At 48.0% G+C, this 17,314-nt stretch carries 15 protein-coding genes; 2 read left to right on the top strand and 13 right to left on the bottom strand.

Annotated features, from left to right (window positions below; genetic code table 11):
- Positions 1 to 133: 133 nt before the first annotated feature.
- The 8 genes from C1A02_RS08305 to C1A02_RS08265 form a co-directional block, all read right to left on the bottom strand.
- A complete protein-coding gene (locus tag C1A02_RS08305; RefSeq protein ID WP_101697745.1) occupies positions 134 to 355 on the bottom strand; it encodes a DUF3006 domain-containing protein in 222 nt (73 codons plus the stop codon).
- 6 nt (positions 356 to 361) lie between these two features.
- Positions 362 to 1,309 (bottom strand): ComEC/Rec2 family competence protein, encoded by a 948-nt coding sequence (locus tag C1A02_RS08300; RefSeq protein ID WP_101697744.1) that lies wholly within the window; start codon positions 1,307 to 1,309, stop codon positions 362 to 364.
- Positions 1,310 to 1,464: 155 nt separating this feature from the next.
- On the bottom strand, positions 1,465 to 4,044 hold the full coding sequence (locus C1A02_RS08295) for an FtsK/SpoIIIE family DNA translocase (protein ID WP_101697743.1): 2,580 nt from the start codon (positions 4,042 to 4,044) through the stop codon (positions 1,465 to 1,467).
- 52 nt (positions 4,045 to 4,096) lie between these two features.
- The gene (locus C1A02_RS08290; protein ID WP_101697742.1) at positions 4,097 to 5,020 is read right to left on the bottom strand and encodes an undecaprenyl-diphosphate phosphatase; all 924 of its coding nucleotides are present in this window, start codon (positions 5,018 to 5,020) and stop codon (positions 4,097 to 4,099) included.
- A gap of 83 nt (positions 5,021 to 5,103) precedes the next feature.
- Positions 5,104 to 5,907 (bottom strand): ClpP family protease, encoded by an 804-nt coding sequence (locus C1A02_RS08285; protein WP_101697741.1) that lies wholly within the window; start codon positions 5,905 to 5,907, stop codon positions 5,104 to 5,106.
- 372 nt (positions 5,908 to 6,279) lie between these two features.
- Positions 6,280 to 7,236: a DMT family transporter gene (locus C1A02_RS08275; RefSeq protein WP_101697739.1), complete on the bottom strand. Its 957-nt coding sequence runs from the start codon at positions 7,234 to 7,236 to the stop codon at positions 6,280 to 6,282.
- Between the two features lie 135 nt (positions 7,237 to 7,371).
- Positions 7,372 to 8,037: a YoaK family protein gene (locus tag C1A02_RS08270; RefSeq protein ID WP_101697738.1), complete on the bottom strand. Its 666-nt coding sequence runs from the start codon at positions 8,035 to 8,037 to the stop codon at positions 7,372 to 7,374.
- Positions 8,038 to 8,347: 310 nt separating this feature from the next.
- Complete coding sequence (locus C1A02_RS08265) at positions 8,348 to 9,226, bottom strand: LysR family transcriptional regulator (RefSeq protein ID WP_101697737.1); 879 nt, start codon at positions 9,224 to 9,226, stop codon at positions 8,348 to 8,350.
- A 152-nt stretch (positions 9,227 to 9,378) separates the two neighbouring features.
- Here C1A02_RS08265 and C1A02_RS08260 point away from each other — a divergent pair, with 152 nt between their 5' ends.
- Together C1A02_RS08260 and C1A02_RS08255 are read left to right on the top strand one after the other, a co-directional pair.
- Positions 9,379 to 10,356: a YeiH family protein gene (locus C1A02_RS08260; RefSeq protein ID WP_101698013.1), complete on the top strand. Its 978-nt coding sequence runs from the start codon at positions 9,379 to 9,381 to the stop codon at positions 10,354 to 10,356.
- Between the two features lie 54 nt (positions 10,357 to 10,410).
- The gene (locus C1A02_RS08255; RefSeq protein ID WP_129588153.1) at positions 10,411 to 11,790 is read left to right on the top strand and encodes a Na+/H+ antiporter NhaC family protein; all 1,380 of its coding nucleotides are present in this window, start codon (positions 10,411 to 10,413) and stop codon (positions 11,788 to 11,790) included.
- A 57-nt stretch (positions 11,791 to 11,847) separates the two neighbouring features.
- Here C1A02_RS08255 and bioB read toward each other — a convergent pair whose 3' ends face one another.
- From bioB to C1A02_RS08230, 5 genes are all read right to left on the bottom strand, one after another.
- The gene (bioB, locus tag C1A02_RS08250; RefSeq protein ID WP_101697735.1) at positions 11,848 to 12,822 is read right to left on the bottom strand and encodes a biotin synthase BioB; all 975 of its coding nucleotides are present in this window, start codon (positions 12,820 to 12,822) and stop codon (positions 11,848 to 11,850) included.
- A gap of 219 nt (positions 12,823 to 13,041) precedes the next feature.
- Positions 13,042 to 14,703, bottom strand: a complete 1,662-nt coding sequence (locus tag C1A02_RS08245) for an FAD-dependent oxidoreductase (protein WP_101697734.1) — start codon at positions 14,701 to 14,703, stop codon at positions 13,042 to 13,044.
- A gap of 55 nt (positions 14,704 to 14,758) precedes the next feature.
- The gene (gene ahpC / locus C1A02_RS08240; RefSeq protein WP_101698012.1) at positions 14,759 to 15,322 is read right to left on the bottom strand and encodes an alkyl hydroperoxide reductase subunit C; all 564 of its coding nucleotides are present in this window, start codon (positions 15,320 to 15,322) and stop codon (positions 14,759 to 14,761) included.
- A gap of 152 nt (positions 15,323 to 15,474) precedes the next feature.
- Positions 15,475 to 16,737 carry a glutamate-1-semialdehyde 2,1-aminomutase gene (gene hemL, locus C1A02_RS08235; RefSeq protein ID WP_101697733.1) on the bottom strand — a complete coding sequence of 421 codons (1,263 nt, stop codon included), beginning with the start codon at positions 16,735 to 16,737 and terminating at the stop codon, positions 15,475 to 15,477.
- Positions 16,738 to 16,901: 164 nt separating this feature from the next.
- Entirely contained in the window at positions 16,902 to 17,234 is a 333-nt protein-coding gene (locus tag C1A02_RS08230; protein WP_207204888.1) for a uroporphyrinogen-III synthase, read from the bottom strand.
- Positions 17,235 to 17,314 lie beyond the last annotated feature (80 nt).

Here is a 17,314-nt window from a genome sequence, read left to right as displayed (position 1 = left end):
AAAGATATTCATTTCTTTCCAAAAGAAAACACAAAAAAGATCGGCTTCACTGTAAGAAACCGATCTGCTTTGCTTAGAATCCACCTGTATTCTGGTATTACATTGAAACCTGAAAAAGCTCTTTTAAAGCCCATTAAGATTCCCACAATGCATTTTGTTTTTTAAGAATTTTATTCCGGCGTTCCGCCGTTTTTTCTGCATTCACCGACAGAGTGCCGTCGTCGTTAATCTCCAGCACATCTCCTTCACGGACATTCTGCGGAAGTTCAGAAGCCTCGATGGCGAAGAACTTTTTATCCTTGTCTTCACAAATCGCGTAAACGCCTTCAAAGCGGTCGATAATTAATGTTTTCATATAAAATCACCTTTCTGTTTGATAGGTAACGCTTGTTTTGTCGCTGGAATACAACAGTGTACCGTTCACATCGGTGCGGCTGACTGTGCCGCAAAAACGGTTCAATCGCTTGATGATATCCCGGTTGGGAAGGCCGTGGGTACTGTCAGCCACAGAGACTGCCGCATATTGCGGACGAACCGCATTTAAAAAAGCCAAAGTGCTGGAGGTTTTACTTCCATGGTGCCCAACCTTGAGCACATCGGCTTTTAAATCCACGCCGCTTGCCAGCAAATCAGACTCTTCCCCTTCCTCTGCGTCACCCATCAGCAAAAATCTGGTTTGCCCGAATTTCAACAGAAGAACAATGGAATTGTCATTGGTTCCTTTACGAACCGTTAACGGAGCCAACACCTGAATGGAAAGCTCTTCTAAACTTAGGCTGTCACCGCCTTTCAGGCGCTCCACAGCTATCTCTTTTTGAGCCAGCACATCTATGGTAGCGGTATAGGCGAAATCAGACGGTTCCGCTTCCGGCGGAATCAGGGGCATAAAATAACGCTCTACCGAAAACTCTTTTAACACCCCGCTAAGTCCACCCACATGATCACTGTCCGGGTGTGTGTTGATCATGTAGTCAATCTTTGAAACACCTCGCCTGGTTAGATATCGGCACACTTGCTCTGATTGATCAGGAGTTCCACCGTCAATCAGCGCGTATTTGCCCTGACACTCCACCAGCAAAGCATCGGCTTTCCCCACCTCCAACACATGAAGCGACATGGGGTATGCATCCGCAGCGCTGGAAAAATCAGAAAGCCCTGCTGCAGAAAAACAATGCCGCCACAAACCGGAAAGCCCACCGGGGAAAAACGCCGAAAAAAGTCCCAGACAAAGCAGAACTGCGGCAAACACGATGAATACCGCACGCTTTTTCCCCGGCTGCCCTTGCTTTTTGACTTTTTGTTTTTCCATCCCCGGGATTTCTCCTTTTGGCAGAAGGCAGCCACTGCTTTTTGGGCAGAGGATACCATTTCTCTGTTTTTGGGATCAATGGCAGCAAAGTACACGACATGGCTTTTTTCCGATCTATTCCGGGAAGAAACACTTTTAAAAATCGTTCCCCAAGGCTATGTCTCTTCTTTGTCTGCCTGCTGCATTGTCATTTCTAAATACTGTTGCCGGGTCAGCAGCACCTGACGCGGCTTCGAGCCCTCATGGGGGCCAATTACCCCCAGCTGCTCCATTTCATCAACCAGCCGCCCAGCCCGGGCATAGCCCACACGCAAGCGGCGCTGTAACAGAGAAGTGGAAGCCTGTCCGGCTTCTATCACACATTTAATTGCTTCATTCATCATGGGGTCCGCCAACTGACCGTCATCGCCATCTGAACTCGGCTTTTCTTTCTCCGCCACGGCATTGCGCTCAATTTCTTCAATCACAGCCTGATCATAACCAGATTCCTGCACCTTCTTCACATAGGTAACCACCGATTCAATTTCACTGTCGCTGACAAAGCAGCCCTGAACACGAATTGGCTTTTGCGAGCCCACTGGGGAAAAGAGCATATCACCGCGCCCCAACAGTTTTTCGGCACCGCCCATATCCAAAATGGTACGGGAATCAATCTGAGAAGAAACGGCGAAGGCAATCCGGCTGGGAATATTGGCTTTAATGATACCCGTAATAACATCTACCGAAGGGCGCTGGGTGGCAATCACCAAATGCATTCCGGCGGCACGGGCCATCTGAGCCAGACGGCAGATAGAGTCTTCAACTTCATTGGGCGCCGCCATCATCAGATCAGCCAGCTCATCGATAATGATGACAATCTGGGGCAGATGAGGCATGGGGTTGCCTTCCTCATCCTGATTATTTTTGCTTTTTGCCAGCTTATTATAAGAAGCCAAGTCCCTTACATTATTTTCCGCAAAGATTTTGTAACGCTTGAGCATTTCTGTCACTGCCCAGCTTAAAGCACCGGCTGCCTTGCGGGGATCGGTTACCACCGGCACCAACAGATGCGGAATACCGTTATAAATCCCCAGTTCCACCACCTTGGGGTCCACCATCAAAAAGCGAACCTCATCAGGTGAAGATTTATACAAAAGGCTGACAATCAAAGAGTTAATACACACGGATTTACCGGATCCGGTGGAACCGGCGATCAGCAAGTGAGGCATCTTGGCCAAATCTGTCACAGCCACTGCCCCTGCGATATCCCGCCCCAAGGCCACCGTCAGTTTGCTTTTGGCAGACATAAAGGCATTGGATTCCACCAAGTCGCGCATGCGCACCACATTTACATTCTTATTGGGAACTTCAATTCCCACAGCCGCTTTGCCGGGAATGGGCGCTTCGATGCGCACACCCGCGGCGGCCAGATTCATCGCGATATCATCGCTCAAATTGGTAATTTTACTAATTTTCACACCGGGGGCCGGCTGAAGCTCATACCGGGTAACAGCGGGGCCTCGGCTAATATCCACAATTTTGGTCTGAACACCAAAGCTTTTCAGTGTCCCCACCAGCATATTACCGCTGGTTTGCAGTTCCGCTGTAATATCTTCCTGATTGGATCCGGCAGAATATTCCAACATAGAAAGCGGCGGAAAATGATAGCCTTCCGCTTGGGGAGCAGGCTCTGCCGGGCGGATTGCCGGTTCCCGAACGGCACTTTGCTGCATGGCCGCTTTGCGGACAAAGGCCGCGGCCGCTTCTGCAGAACCGGAATCCTGCGGCTGCACCGGAACAGTCGGCGTTGGAACCACCGGAGCCGGAGATTCCACAGCTTGTACCGGAACAGCAGGTTCCGGTGCAGCCGGTTCTTCCTGTTTCGGTTTTGCTTCCCCTGTGGAGAAATTAAAAATTTTCTCCAGCTGTTCCAGCTTTTCGCTTTTTTCCGGGGGATCTTCCGGCGCCCGATCCGATTTCACAGGATGAGCCGGCAAATCATCCGCATCCAAAGCAATGTCAATATTGGGATCACGGGTGCGTTCTTTTTCTAAAGTACGGCGTTCCCGAACCGCATCGATATTTTCCGCCATCATATCCACCGGTTTGGTAATGGTTTGAAACAGCTGAATCAGACTGGTACCCGTCAGCAACATAACCATAACAAACAACAGCAGAATAATCACAATTTTAGAACCCACCGCGCCGAGAACAGAAACAAACAGCACACCAACCAGTCCGCTGATCAGTCCTGCGCCCCGCTGTTCGGTTCCCTGTGCATACAGAACCTTTAAATGTTCGAAATAAGGTACGTCCTGCCCCGCTTCGGGACTGAAAATATAAACTGCCGCACAGACCATAATAATGATGCCGGAAATCATAGAAACTTTGAATTTCATATTGTCGGTGATCCGTTCCACCGCCGTGATAATCGCTATGTACAGAAGCAGAACCGGCCACAAAATCGCACAGTTGCCAAACAGCCCCAGCAAAACATTATGCAGCCAAAGCCACACATGATCCCCTTTGATTAAAACCAAAAAGGCCATCAGAATCGCCACGGCAAACACCACCACAGCGGTCATCTGGTTCCGGTGGCGCAGCTGTTCCAGTTCCCGTTCTGTTCTGGCCTTGGGCGCCGACTTTTTGGATGGGGGCGAAGCGGAAGATCCGGCGCGTTTATTGGTTGGGGCCGCCCGCTTTGCCCCCTTTTTTGCCGGTGCAGTACTATTTTTTTTTACCGTTTTATTTGCCACAGTTTCCTCACCCTGTTAATTTAAAATATCGTTCATTCGTTATGAAATCCTGTTAAAACCAAGAGGTCAAAGAAAAGACATAGCCGGCCTGATGCTCTAAAATGCCAAGAATAATTACGATGATTCCCAGAATCAAAGTATACCATACAAACACTGCCAGCTTGTCGGAAGCCACCATCCAGCGCAAAAGCTTAATCGCCAAAAATCCAACCACAGCAGAAGTAATGATGCCGGCCAGAATCGGCGCTAACCCCACTGTCATGGGCTCATTTATCGCATCTTTCAGTTCCAGTGCGGCCGCCGCAACAATCGCGGGAATTCCCAAAATAAAAGAATAGTCCAGCGCAGTTTGGCGGCTGATGCCACGCATAAGGCCCACAGACAAGGTAGAGCCGGAACGGGAAAGCCCGGGGAAAACCGCCGCCACACACTGTGCCATGCCGACTGCTACCGCATCCGGCACCCGAAAGCTTCTTCTTCCCGAAACTTTGCCTCCCCTTTTTCCTCCGCTTTGTTTCTTCGTGGCGATGATACCAAGTGTCAGTAAAATCGAAGTAACCACCAAAGCGCAGCCTTCTACAATAATGTCATTATCGGTGGCCCAAAGGTCGGCAAAATCTTTTATTTTCATTCCGCTTCCCGGAATCGGCAGAAACAATAAGAACAAAGGCAAAAGTCCAATCACCAGCATGACCAGCAAATTACGATCCGGATCCATCCGTGACCACCGGAATCTTCCTGTAAATAAGTCCCGAAGCAGCTGCCCAAATGCAATCAGTAACCGCAAAATCAAGTTGCGGTAAACCACCAGAACCGCAAAAAGAGTTCCCAAATGCAGCATAACATCAAACAGAAGGCTGTCAACGGTTACCCCCATAAAATGCTGTGCCAAAGATAAATGGCCGCTGCTGGAAACCGGAAGAAACTCTGTGGCGCCCTGAACAATTCCTTGAATAATCGCTTGAATAATACTCAACGGTAAGCCTCCATATTATGTAATTCGGCGGCGCCCGCAGCTGCGGGGCCGGCCGTTTTGCGGCTTGGCTCTAAAATATTATTTTATTTTGTCGCCTTGGCCGTTTTTGTACTTTTTTTGCTTGGCCGGGGTTTTGTTTTCTTTTCTGGTTCTCTGGACTCATCAATCATCTGACGCAGACAATCAAGGGCGTCAGAAAGAGTTCCCACAGAATCAATCAAACCTTCTTCCACGGCATCCGCACCCGTTAATACCGTTCCCACATCCATTACCAGTTCCTCAGTGTTCATCGCCAGCTCATAAAAGCGTTCCGGTGACATTTTGGAATTTTGAGTAACAAACCGGGTAATTCGTTCCTGCATCCGCTGAAAATAATCCAGTGTCTGCGGAACCCCCAGCACCAGCCCGCTCATACGCACCGGATGAATGGTCATCGATGCAGACGGGGCAATGAACGAATGCTTTGAAGCAACTGCCAGCGGCACACCAATGGAATGCCCGCCGCCCAAAACCAGAGAAACCGTCGGCTTTTTCATGCCGGCAACCAGTTCCGCTATGGCCAGGCCTGCCTCCACATCCCCGCCCACCGTGTTCAAAATGATTAAAAGCCCATGAACTTTGGGCTCTTCTTCAATGGCCACCAGTTGGGGAATCACATGTTCGTATTTCGTGGTTTTATTTTGTGACGGTAAAATATAATGACCCTCCACCTGTCCGATGATGGTCAGGCAGTGAATCATATGATCCGGGTCCCCTGCCAAAATGGAACCGCTTTCGTTAATTTGATCGGATTGCCTTTCGCTGCCAACGGGCGCGGGCAACAAATCTTCTTTTTCCTCTTCCCGCGGCGATGGATTATCAACATGCTGGCTGCGTTGTTTGCTCATATTCAGCCACCTCCTGCATACTAGTTTGCCGTATGCAGCGGCTTCTCATTCACAAAAAACCGGGATTCTCCGTTTTTAGCCGATTTGCCGGCCAACAACCCATTCATTTTAACAGAATCTGAAAGAAAAAATTGCAGAAAAAAATAAAATATCCTGAAAAGGACAGGATGCCAAAACAAAACCATGGGCCAAGTGTGCTTGTGCCGTGAGGTTATTATACCATTTCACTTCCAGTTCTTCAACGTTATCCCAAAGAAAAAACCTGCTTACTCCAAACAGTTTGTTCTCACAGAAAAACCGGAAGGATATAAAATTCCCCTGCTGAATTTCAACAGGGGAAATAAAAAACACCATTTGATTTTTTAACAGATATCAAGAAGTTTTCAGCTCGTTGGCATGTTCTTTCTGCTTGTTCCAGTGAAAGATAAAGTTAATCAGTGAGCCGATTAAAATTAACACAATACCGGTTATTTTTGCAGGAGTCAACGGCTCGTGCAGAACCAAGAAAGCCAGAATGGGCGCCAACGCCGGTTTGATGAAAAACACCAGCGATGCGGTGGTCGCCGAAGTTTTTTCCATGGCCATAAAATAAAAGGCATAGCCAAATCCGGTAACGCCGATTCCGATATACAAAAGACTAGGCAGCAAATCCATCGTGAGTCCGGCCAAAATGGGCGTATACGCAAAGGTTTCCAGCCCTAACTGGGTTAAAAACGCAGCAAAACCGGCGGTTCGGGTCAATAAAATAAAAATCAGCATTTCAATCACACCGAAAGCAAAGCTGAAACAAGTAATCGCCACACTTCCATATCGATCGCTGCGCTTTTTGCCCAGCACACTATAGAGCGCAAACGTAACGGCCGCCAAAATGGACAGCACCGTTCCGGTAAGAGAACCCGAGGCATGAAGCGCATTGACAATCACAGCCATACCGGATAAACTGATCAAAATCGAGATGACCGAATGTTTATAAATCTTCTCCCGCAAAAGCAGTGATGCCAAAAGCATAACAAAAACCGGATTACAGCTGAACAAAATTGCCACGATAGAAGCATCTGAATACACAATCGCCATCTGATACAGCACCATGCTGACCAAAACACAGCAAAAACCGGTTAGCGCACCATAGAGCAAATCGCCAGGCCGAAACTGATAATTTCTTTTTTTCAGACTTCGAATGGCGAAGGGAAGCAAAACCAAAGCGCCGATTAAAAAGCGCAAAAATGTAATTTGCAGGGGACGAAATCCCCCGGATGTCATTTTCAGCATGATCTCCATGGTGCTGAACAGAACCGTGGAAAACATGATATATAAATATCCTTTTTTCATGTACTCCTCTTTCAAACTCTCAATTAGTTATTTTAATAAAATTTTAGTTATTTTAATAAAATTTACAAAAAATAAATACTTCCGCTGTTTCTGAAAAACATACAGACAAAAGCCGTCCAATGGCTTTTGTGGCTGCTATTCCGCGTCATTGCGGATGAACATCATGGCAAATCCAAAAAACAACAGCCCGCTGCTAATCAGAATTGCTTTTTCGCTCCACATTCCGACACAAAGATTCCCTATCACAGCGCCTAAGGTAAAAATGCCAATAACCCCGTAATACAGCAAACTCTTTTCCATCAGAGATTTGTCTTTGAGATAAATCCGGTCGCTGAGCAGCTGCGTAGCAGAACGCAGATTTCCAATGCACATAGTGGTAGCAATGGATGTTCCCTTAATCTTCTTAAAGCTTTCTACCTGAATGCCGCAGGCAAAAGAAATCAAACTGTTCGCCAGCAAATTATGCTGTTGCGGAATAAAAGCAACCATCAGTAAAATAATGGCTTCCGTCAAAATGGTAATCTGCCGCCAATGTATTTTAGAAGAATATTGCAAAGGATGCCGGATAAGATTGGCCAAGGCAATGCCCACTGAAAAGGCCAAAACAGGACAAAAATACTGCAACGCTTCTGCAAAGTCGCCGATGGACAAATTGACGCCCAGCAACAGAATATTTCCAGTTTGGGCGTTGGCGAATACCTCGCCTCGACACATATAAGAATAGGCATCCATAAACCCGCCGGACAAGGCCAAAATAATGCCCAGCTCTATGGATTCCGAAATTTGCCTAGATCGTTTCATTGCTTTTCCCTCGTATGTAATTAAGATGATTCCGGCCTTCAATATACCATAATTCTAGCAAAAAGAAAAGAGCCCTTACCGCAGCATAAGGGCTAAGGGCAAACGATTTTTGTTTTGCAATCCCACTCCTTTCTGCTTTCTTTCAGGGTGGGAGCCGGTTGGTTGGCTTTTTGCCCTGATTGGATACTGCATCGTTGATTTCAGCTTCTCTTTTCATCCGCTATAGGGCAAAAACTCATCTTCTTCCTTAGTTTATCGTAACCGTTTCATATTGTCCATAGATTCCTTGTATTTTACGGTTTCTGCCGGGTTAAAAATCACAGGAATGGCACATCTCGATCATTCGCAGCATTGCATCTGTAAGATACTTTTCTTTGTGATATGCCGTTTTAAACCACCGCTGAAACCGCATGCCCTGCACCTGAACCATGCAAAGTTTCTTGTCAGCCGCTTCACTTTCCGCTGCCCTGCGCGAGATCACCGAAACCCCAAGCCCTTGTTGAACGGCCAGCTTAATGGTGTCTGCATTGTTACAGGTCCACCCCTCCCGCCAGGTCAGCGACTGAGCCGCCATTTCATCTTCAAAGGTTTTTCGTGTACCGCTTCCCTTTTCCCGCATAATAAACGTTTCCTTTTCCAACTCCGCCGCTTTCACCTCGCTCAGTCCGACAAAACGGTGGTTCATTCCACAAATCAGCGTCAGCCGATCGCTTAAAAAAGGCTTTGTTACCAAATCGGGTGATGCAATTTCCCCTTCTACCAAAGCCAAATCCAATTGACCGCCCAAAAGCATCGCCTCAATCTTCGTTGTATTGTCCTCATATACAAACACATCCGTTTCGGGCATCTGCGACTGATAGCGTGACACCAGCTTCGGCAAAACATAGGCCCCTATCGTCACGCTAGCCCCAACACGGACAGAACCGTTTTTTTGCTGGGAACGCATGTTGTTTTCCGCTTCCAAATCCACCCGTACAATTTGGTTGGCGTAATTGAGCAGCTTTTTGCCCGCCGGGGTCAGGTATAGCCGCCGGGACATCCGCTCAAACAAACGCACCCCATAGTGCTTTTCCATTTCGGCCACCGCCTGGCTGACCGCTGACTGAGACAAAAACAAAGACTGCGCCGCAGCCGTCATGTTCATGGTGTCACATACCGCTAAAAAAATTTTATAATGCCGCAGTGTCATTGAATTTTCCGCCTTTTTAAATATAATTTATTGATTCAGTCGGATAACTATGTATTAGTAAAATCATATTATCTTGATTAAATAATAATATTTTACTTATTTTAAGTCAAGGCGTATCATGGAAGGCAGAAGGAAGTGATTGTTTGAACACCATGAAACGGAACTTTCCCGGCATTTTGCTGGCCTTTGGGCTGGCAATCCCTGCCTGGCTGCTGGGAAAAGCGTTCCCCATCATCGGAAGCCCAGTTTTGGGGATTCTGTTCGGTATGCTTTTGGCTTTGGCAAAACGGCCCCCTGTGTTTGAAGACGGAATCCGGTATACCTCGAAAAAGCTTTTGCAGTATTCAATTATTCTGTTAGGCTTTGATATGAACTTATACCGGGTATTTGAAGTGGGAAAAGATACGTTGCTGCTGATGGTCTTTACGCTGACCGCCGCCTTTTTAACCGCCTATGTGGCGGGAAGGCTTTTGGGTCTGGAACGGAACACCAAAATCTTAATCGGAGTCGGCTCTGCCATCTGCGGCGGCTCTGCCATAGCAGCAACGGCCCCGGTGATTGATGCCAGTGACGAAGAAGTAGCCCATTCGATTTCTACCATATTCTTATTTAATGTAATTGCGGCGTTCCTATTCCCCGTGCTGGGGCACGCCATGAATATGACGGATCAAAGCTTTGGCCTTTGGGCCGGAACCGCAGTAAACGATACCTCTTCTGTGGTTGCGGCGGGGTATTCCTTTAGCCACGAAGCCGGGAATCTGGCAGTTATCGTCAAACTGACCCGTACTTTGATGATTGTTCCCATCACACTGGTCTTGGCTTTTTTGCAGACCAAAAGATCCCGCAGCGGCAAAGAGGGTAATTTTAAAATTTCAAAAATCTTCCCCTGGTTTGTGCTGGGATTTTTGGCCGCCGCTATGCTCAATACCTTTGTTCCCATGCCTGCGGGAATGGGAAGCACTTTGGCTCAAATCGGCAAATTTGTCATCGTAATGGCCATGACCTGCATCGGCCTGAACACAAACCTGCCAAAGCTTGTAAAAAGCGGAGGAAAGCCTATTCTGCTCGGATTCCTTTGCTGGCTGGTACTGTCCCTCACATCCCTTGGGGCACAGCATATATTGTCTTAAAAAATAGAATGTGCAGAAAACAAAAAGAAAAGGACATCCCCCTATCAAAACTTATTGCGGAGGGTAAACATTGTGGCGGAATTGGTGACGCTGTCTTTCTTTTTAGTCGGACTGCTGGTTTGCATTGTCGGCAGTTTTGAGATTCTTTATGCCCTGATCTTTGGTTTAGTTTGCTTTGTAATTTATGGGCTGATAAAACAGCACACCAAAAAACAAATGCTTTGGATGATTCTGGATGGCGTAAAAGGCGCAAAGAACATCCTTTTGATTTTTATTCTAATCGGCATGCTGACCTCTGTATGGAGGTCGGCAGGCACGATTCCTTTTTTGATCTATCATGCAGTCAGTGTGATTCAGCCGGATTATTTTGTACTATATATGTTTTTACTCTGCTGCCTGATGTCCCTTTTGACGGGAACCTCTTTTGGCACCGCAGCCACCATGGGGGTTGTTTGCATGATGATTGCTCAATCCCTTGGAATTAATCCGGCTCTTTCCGGCGGGGCGATTCTGGCCGGTGCCTACTTTGGCGATCGCTGTTCGCCCATGTCTTCCAGTGCTCTTTTAGTCAGCGAACTGACCAAAACCAACATTTATGACAACATTCGAAGGATGTTCAAGACCTCTTTGGTCCCTTTTCTGGCCACCTGTATTCTTTACCTGATGATAAACCCCGGTTCCGGGGATGCTTCCCTTGGTTCCGCTGCTGTGGAACAGTTTCAGAACAGTTTTCATTTATCCTTTGTCGTGGCACTGCCCGCTGTTCTCATCATCCTTTTGTCTTTGGCACGGATTAACGTAAAAATCACCATGCTGCTCAGTATTTTAGCTGGATGTGTACTTTGCCTGACTGTGCAGAAAGTTGCGCCCATGCAGCTGCTTTCCAGCTTGGTTTTTGGTTATTCTTCTTCGGATCCTCAGCTGGCCGCTTTGCTCAACGGCGGAGGAATTCTTTCCATGAGCAAGGTGTTCGGAATTATATTGATTTCAACTTCATATTTTGGGATTTTTAAAAAGACAGAACTTCTCACCGGTATCACACGGCTGGTGGAAGCTGCGGCGCTTCACATCACGCCTTTTGGCTCAGTGCTGTTTACCTCGGTAATTACAAGTGCCATCAGCTGCAATCAAACCTTAGCTTCTATGATGACTTTTCAAATGTGTGAGAAAATCATGCCCGACAAAGAAAAGCTTGCCATTACGCTGGAAAACACGGTCATTGTGATTGCTCCTTTAATTCCATGGAGTATCGCCGGCGGCATGCCGCTGACTACCGTGGGGGCGCCTACCGTCAGTATTCTATTCGCTTTTTATTTATACCTGCTTCCGCTGTATAGCCTGGCAATAGAACTGTTTTTTCATAAGAAAGGCAAACCGATTCCGGCGGCAGAGCTTATCGAAGCAGAAACAGAAGAACCGATCACAAAACTGTGATCGGTTCTTCTGTTTCTTTGTTTATTGATAGGAATGGATGAAGTTATTAAAATGAAATTATACGCGAACACTGCACCGCAGCTGAAAACCAGCTTCGGTAAACATCTGAAAATCCTGATTCACGGTATTCCCAGAGGTGGTCAGCATATTCCCGGTAATAGAGGCGTTGGCTCCGGCATGCAAAGCCAGCCTGCCGCAGTCCGTCATGGAATTCCGTCCTCCGGCCAGCCGGATGTTGGAAACGGGATGGATAAACCGGAATAAGGCAATGGTACGCAGGATCTCAGGCTCAGGCAATTGAGGGCGATCTCCCAGAGGGGTGCCGGGAATCGGCATCAGCACATTAACCGGAATCGAATGAACGCCCAATTCCCGCAAATCAAAGGCCATATCCAGCCGATCGCTCATTTCTTCGCCCATTCCGATGATTCCGCCACTGCAAACAGCCAGCCCCGCTTTTTGAGCTGCCCGGATGGTTTCAATTTTATCGTCATAAGTATGGGTGGTGCAAACCTGAGGAAAGAATCGGCGAGAGGTTTCCAGATTATTATGTATCCGTGTGACCCCTGCCTCTTTTAAACGAAGAAATTGCTCATAGTTAATCAGGCCGTGAGAAGCGCAAAGCTGAATGTCTGACTGCTCTCGAATTTTTCCATATGCCTGACACAGAACATCAATTTCCAAATCGGAAACCCGCACGCCAGAAGTCACCACAGAAAAGCGGTCAACACCCGCTTCGGCTGTTTTCATGGCTTCTTCTACGATTTTATTGACTGTCAAAAGAGGATATTGTTCCACGCCGGTGTTGTGTCCCCTGGCCTGAGAACAATACTTACAGTTTTCGGTACACATCCCGCTTTTTCCGTTCAAAATGGAACAGGTGTCCAGCACATTCCCGTTCAGCTGTTCCCGTATTTCATTGGCCGCTTCACACAATTCCTGCAAAGGGGTTGTCAGCAACGCCTCTGCTCCCTGACGATCCAGCTGTTCACCGGATAAAATTCGCTCTTTCCACTGCTGCACAATGCTCATATTTGCAAATCCTCCCACATTTTCATACCGTTTGTTGCTGATCCAGGGCCCTTTGGAATCACTTTGAGTCTTATTGTAGCAAGTGCCACTTCTATTGTCAACCATTATTTTTTAAATTAGGTTTACAATATATCTTTTACCGTGGACATACTTAAAAAAACAAAAACGACCCCTTTCGAAAAGAGGCCGTTCGATCGTTGTCAAAAAAACTTTTTTGGATTAGTTCTTTGCTGCCAGTTCCAGAATTTGATCCAGTGATTGAGAGCCGAACACCGCTTTGGGATCGTCGTTGAGCAGCAAGGCCGGAACACTCATAATCTGATACTTCTCCCGAATGTCCGGGAATAAGGCCACGTCGATCATCTCTGCTGTCACCTTGCCGTTGCTGGCAATCGCGATGGAATGAGCCGCCGCAACCACATCGGGGCAATAGGGGCAGGAAAGCGTGATTCCCACACGGAGTTTTGTGTTTTCAGGCAGCGCCTGAATCTTTTCCAGCTGTTCCGGAGTCAGCTTATCTTCTGAACCCAAGTGCAAAATGGCAAGCACAAAGGAATTGATTTCGTGCCCTCCGGGCACACCACTAAACTTAACACCGCTGAACTGGCCCGCTTCATCCAGCAAAGCCGCAACGGGATACCGCTCGATGCCCAAGTTTTGCTCCAAAGCGGCATCTTCCCCTTTGGCAACAATGTTCAGACCAATGCGAGGACTGAGAGCCGTTACTTCACGAAGAAAACCTTCCAGCTCTAAAGACTTAGGATTGGCGGAATCCACCACTGTAACAATGGTCATATCCCTGGTCAGGCGCTGGAATACCTGCTCCAGCTGGCCTTTCAGCTCTCCGTTTAAATATTCGCCGTCTGCCTGATGAGAAGTGCCGGCCGATTCTGCCGGTTCTTCTGCAGGAGCCGCTTCCTCTTCAAACATGGGCAGCCCAAGGCGTTCTTTTTCTTCGGTCACATATTTTTCTGCAGAGGTTGCCGCCACCGCACCATCTGAAACGGCAGTGACAATCTGGCGAAGAATTTTCGGGCGAAGATCTCCCGCAGCAAACACACCGGGAAGATTTGTTTTCATGGCATCGTCGGTCAGAATATACCCATGCTCGTCCACTTCTACCTGATCGCGGAAGACTTCGGTGGCGGGATCGTATCCAACAAACACAAAGACACCAAAAGTACCGTTGGGTCCGGCATCATATACGGTGGTTTCCCCCGTCAGCTTATCTTTTAAATACGCTTTACGCAACAGGGAATCACCTGCTACCTGTTCCAAAAGAGTATTAAATTTTACTGTAATTTTCGGGTGAGCCAACACTTTCTCTGCCACGCTTCGCGCACAGCTGAAATCTTTACCGCGGATAACTATGGTAACCGATTTGGCAAAGCGGGTCAGATAAATTGCTTCTTCCGCAGCGGCATACCCGCCGCCCACCACAAAAATATCCAGCCCGGAAAAGAACTCGCCGTCGCAGGTGGCGCAATAAGCCACACCGTGGCCGGTATAGGTGTCTTCTCCGCCAAAACCGCCGCGGCGAGGTGCTGCACCGGTGGCGATAATCACCGCCCGGCTTTGATAGGTACCGGATTTGGCATACAGGGTTTTAATTTCACCGGTTAAATCCACCCGCTCAATTTCTGCGGTTTCAATTTTCACGCCAAAATCACGCACATGATTTTTCATTTCATCCACTAGCTCCGGCCCGCCTGTTTTACGGATACCGGGGTAGTTGACAACTTCGGCGGTATTTCCCACCTGACCGCCCGGGTTGCTTTTTTCCAGAATCAAAGTTTTCAGCTTTGCCCGGCCTGCATAAACGCCTGCTGCTAAACCAGCGCAGCCTGCGCCGATAATGATTAAATCATAAACTGGTTTCATCCTGTTTTCCCCCTAAAAAAGGCCGCCGCCCTTCGGCAGCGGCCTCATTATTATTTTATATTTTGCCCACCAGATTCAAGCTGGGCGAAAGGGTCTCTGCACCGGGCTTCCACTTTGCCGGGCAAACCTGATCGCCGTGTTCTGCCACAAACTGAGCAGCCTGAACTTTGCGCAGCAGCTCTTCTGCGTTTCTGCCGATGCCCAAATCGTGAATTTCATAGGCCACAATTTTGCCTTCGGGGTTCACGATAAAGGTTCCACGCAGCGCTACGCCGGATTCTTCTACAAAAATTCCCAAGCTCTTCGAAAGCACACCCGCACGGTCTTCTAACATGGGGTACTGAATTTTCTTTATCGTTTCAGAAGCATCGGCCCATGCCTTATGAACATACTGGCTGTCTGTGGATACAGAGTAAATTTCGGCTCCGATTTTCTGGAATTCTGCGTAATTATCTGCTAAATCCGCCAATTCTGTGGGGCACACAAAGGTAAAATCCGCCGGGTAGAAGAACAAAATGCTCCACTTGCCGTCCAAATCCGAACGGGTCACCTCTTTAAAATCGCCTTGGTGATATGCCTGTACCTTAAACTCCGGAAGTTGTTGTCCAATCAAATTCATCATCTTTGTTACCTCCTGTATTATAAACTATTTTTGAACTGTCTATACAGTTATCTCTCACTAACACCAATTATACAGAAGGCAAATTGAAAAAGCAATACCTTTTTAAGAATAATTCTTATTATTTTTAAAAGTTTCCAATTTTTTCATATTTACAACAAAAATTCTTTGGCAGTTTCCAAAAAACAATCAATATCATTATCTGTGTGCGCACTGGATAAAAACATGGCTTCAAATTGGGACGGAGCCATATAAATTCCGTTATTCAGCATGTGAGAAAAGAAACGGGCAAAGAGCTGTGTATCGCTTTTCTGTGCGCTGGAATAATCGGTAACCGGTTCCTGCGTAAAAAACAAGCAGCTGAAAGAGCCGACCCCGGTTACGGTATATTGCGGGAAAAGACTGCGCAATCCTTCTCGAAGCTTTTCGCCTTCCCGGGTGAGCTTTTGGTAAAGCAAAGGCTGAGACTGAATCTGCCCAAGCTGTGCAAGCCCCGCTGCCATCGCCACTGGATTTCCGCTTAAAGTACCCGCCTGATACACCGGGCCGGCAGGGGCCACCTGACTCATAATCTCCCGTTTGCCGCCATAAGCGCCCACAGGCATTCCTGCACCGATAATTTTTCCAAACACCGTTAAATCCGCCGCAATTCCGTAATATTCCTGCGCACCGCCGGGGGCCAGCCGAAACCCGGTAATCACCTCGTCAAAAATCAAAACCGTACCATTCTGGCTGCAAATCTGCCGTAATCCGGACAAAAAGCCTTCCGCTGGTTCCACCACACCCATATTGACCGCTACCGGCTCCACAATCAGCGCGGCAATCTGCCCTTTATTCTGTTGGAACAGCCGCTCCACACTGTTTAAATCATTGTATTGCGCCAAAAGTGTATCTGTGGCACACCCTTGGGGCACACCGGCACTGTCCGGAACACCGGTCGTTATCCCCCCGGAACCTGCCTTTGCTAACATGGAATCAGAATGTCCATGGTAACATCCGGCGAATTTAATCACTTTATCCCGCCCGGTAAACCCGCGGGCTGCGCGAATCGCGCTCATCACAGCCTCGGTGCCGGAATTGACCATGCGAACCATTTCCACCGAGGGAACCAGCTTAGTGATCAGCTTGGCCATTTTCACTTCGGCCTCGGTGGCAGCACCAAAACTCAAACCGTTCTGCACCGCTTCCAACACAGCCTTTTTTACTGCCGGGGGATTGTGCCCTAACAGCATTGCCCCCCAAGAGCATACATAGTCGGTGTAAACGCGGCCATCCACATCATAAAGTCTAGAACCCTCTGCCCGGCGGATAAAACGCGGGGTTTCCCCCACCGCCCCAAAGGCGCGCACCGGACTGTTCACTCCCCCCGGAATATAGTGAACTGCCTCTTGAAATAACTGCTCTGAATGTGTCATGAACCAATTCTCCCTTCATCAATCCATCCCGCCACCTCTTTGGCGTAATTATGGTTAAAAGCAGATTCGCACCGATTTTCTCGCACCATTCCCCGCAACGCTCTGTTTCTGCGCAGCTTTCTTGGTCTTTTTAAGCACCTGCCGTAACTCTTTTAGGTGTTATATTATGTTTCGTTCCATAGCCTGTCCAATACATACAGCCCAAATCCCGAAAAAAGATGCTTGTCCGGCAACAGGAACAAAACCGAAAACTGTGAAAATGCCGAGAAAAGATCAGATAAGCCAACCTGCGCAAATGGTCTCTGAATCTTGGCGCGGGCGAGCAGCACCAGTCCGCCCTGCTCCACCCGCTTTGCCAAGCCCTCTCCCAATCGGGCTGCGCTGTATTCCATCGGTACATCATCCGCTAAAAGGCCCTTTCCCTCCAGCGCCCGGGCTGTGGCGGAACCGATGGCAGCCAGCCTGACCCCATTCAGACCGCGCGTGTCCATTGTCATTTTACGCATCCGGTTTCACAAATATTCCACCCCACCGGGCTGGTAAAGGTAATTCCACTGCATACAGCAGAAAATACTCC

Origin of the sequence: Clostridium minihomine (genome assembly GCF_900240385.1) — a bacterium.
GTDB lineage: Bacteria > Bacillota > Clostridia > Oscillospirales > Acutalibacteraceae > Faecalispora > Faecalispora minihomine.
The sequence above is the reverse complement of the archived record's forward strand: the minus strand, read 5'-3'. Positions and strand labels throughout refer to the sequence as shown.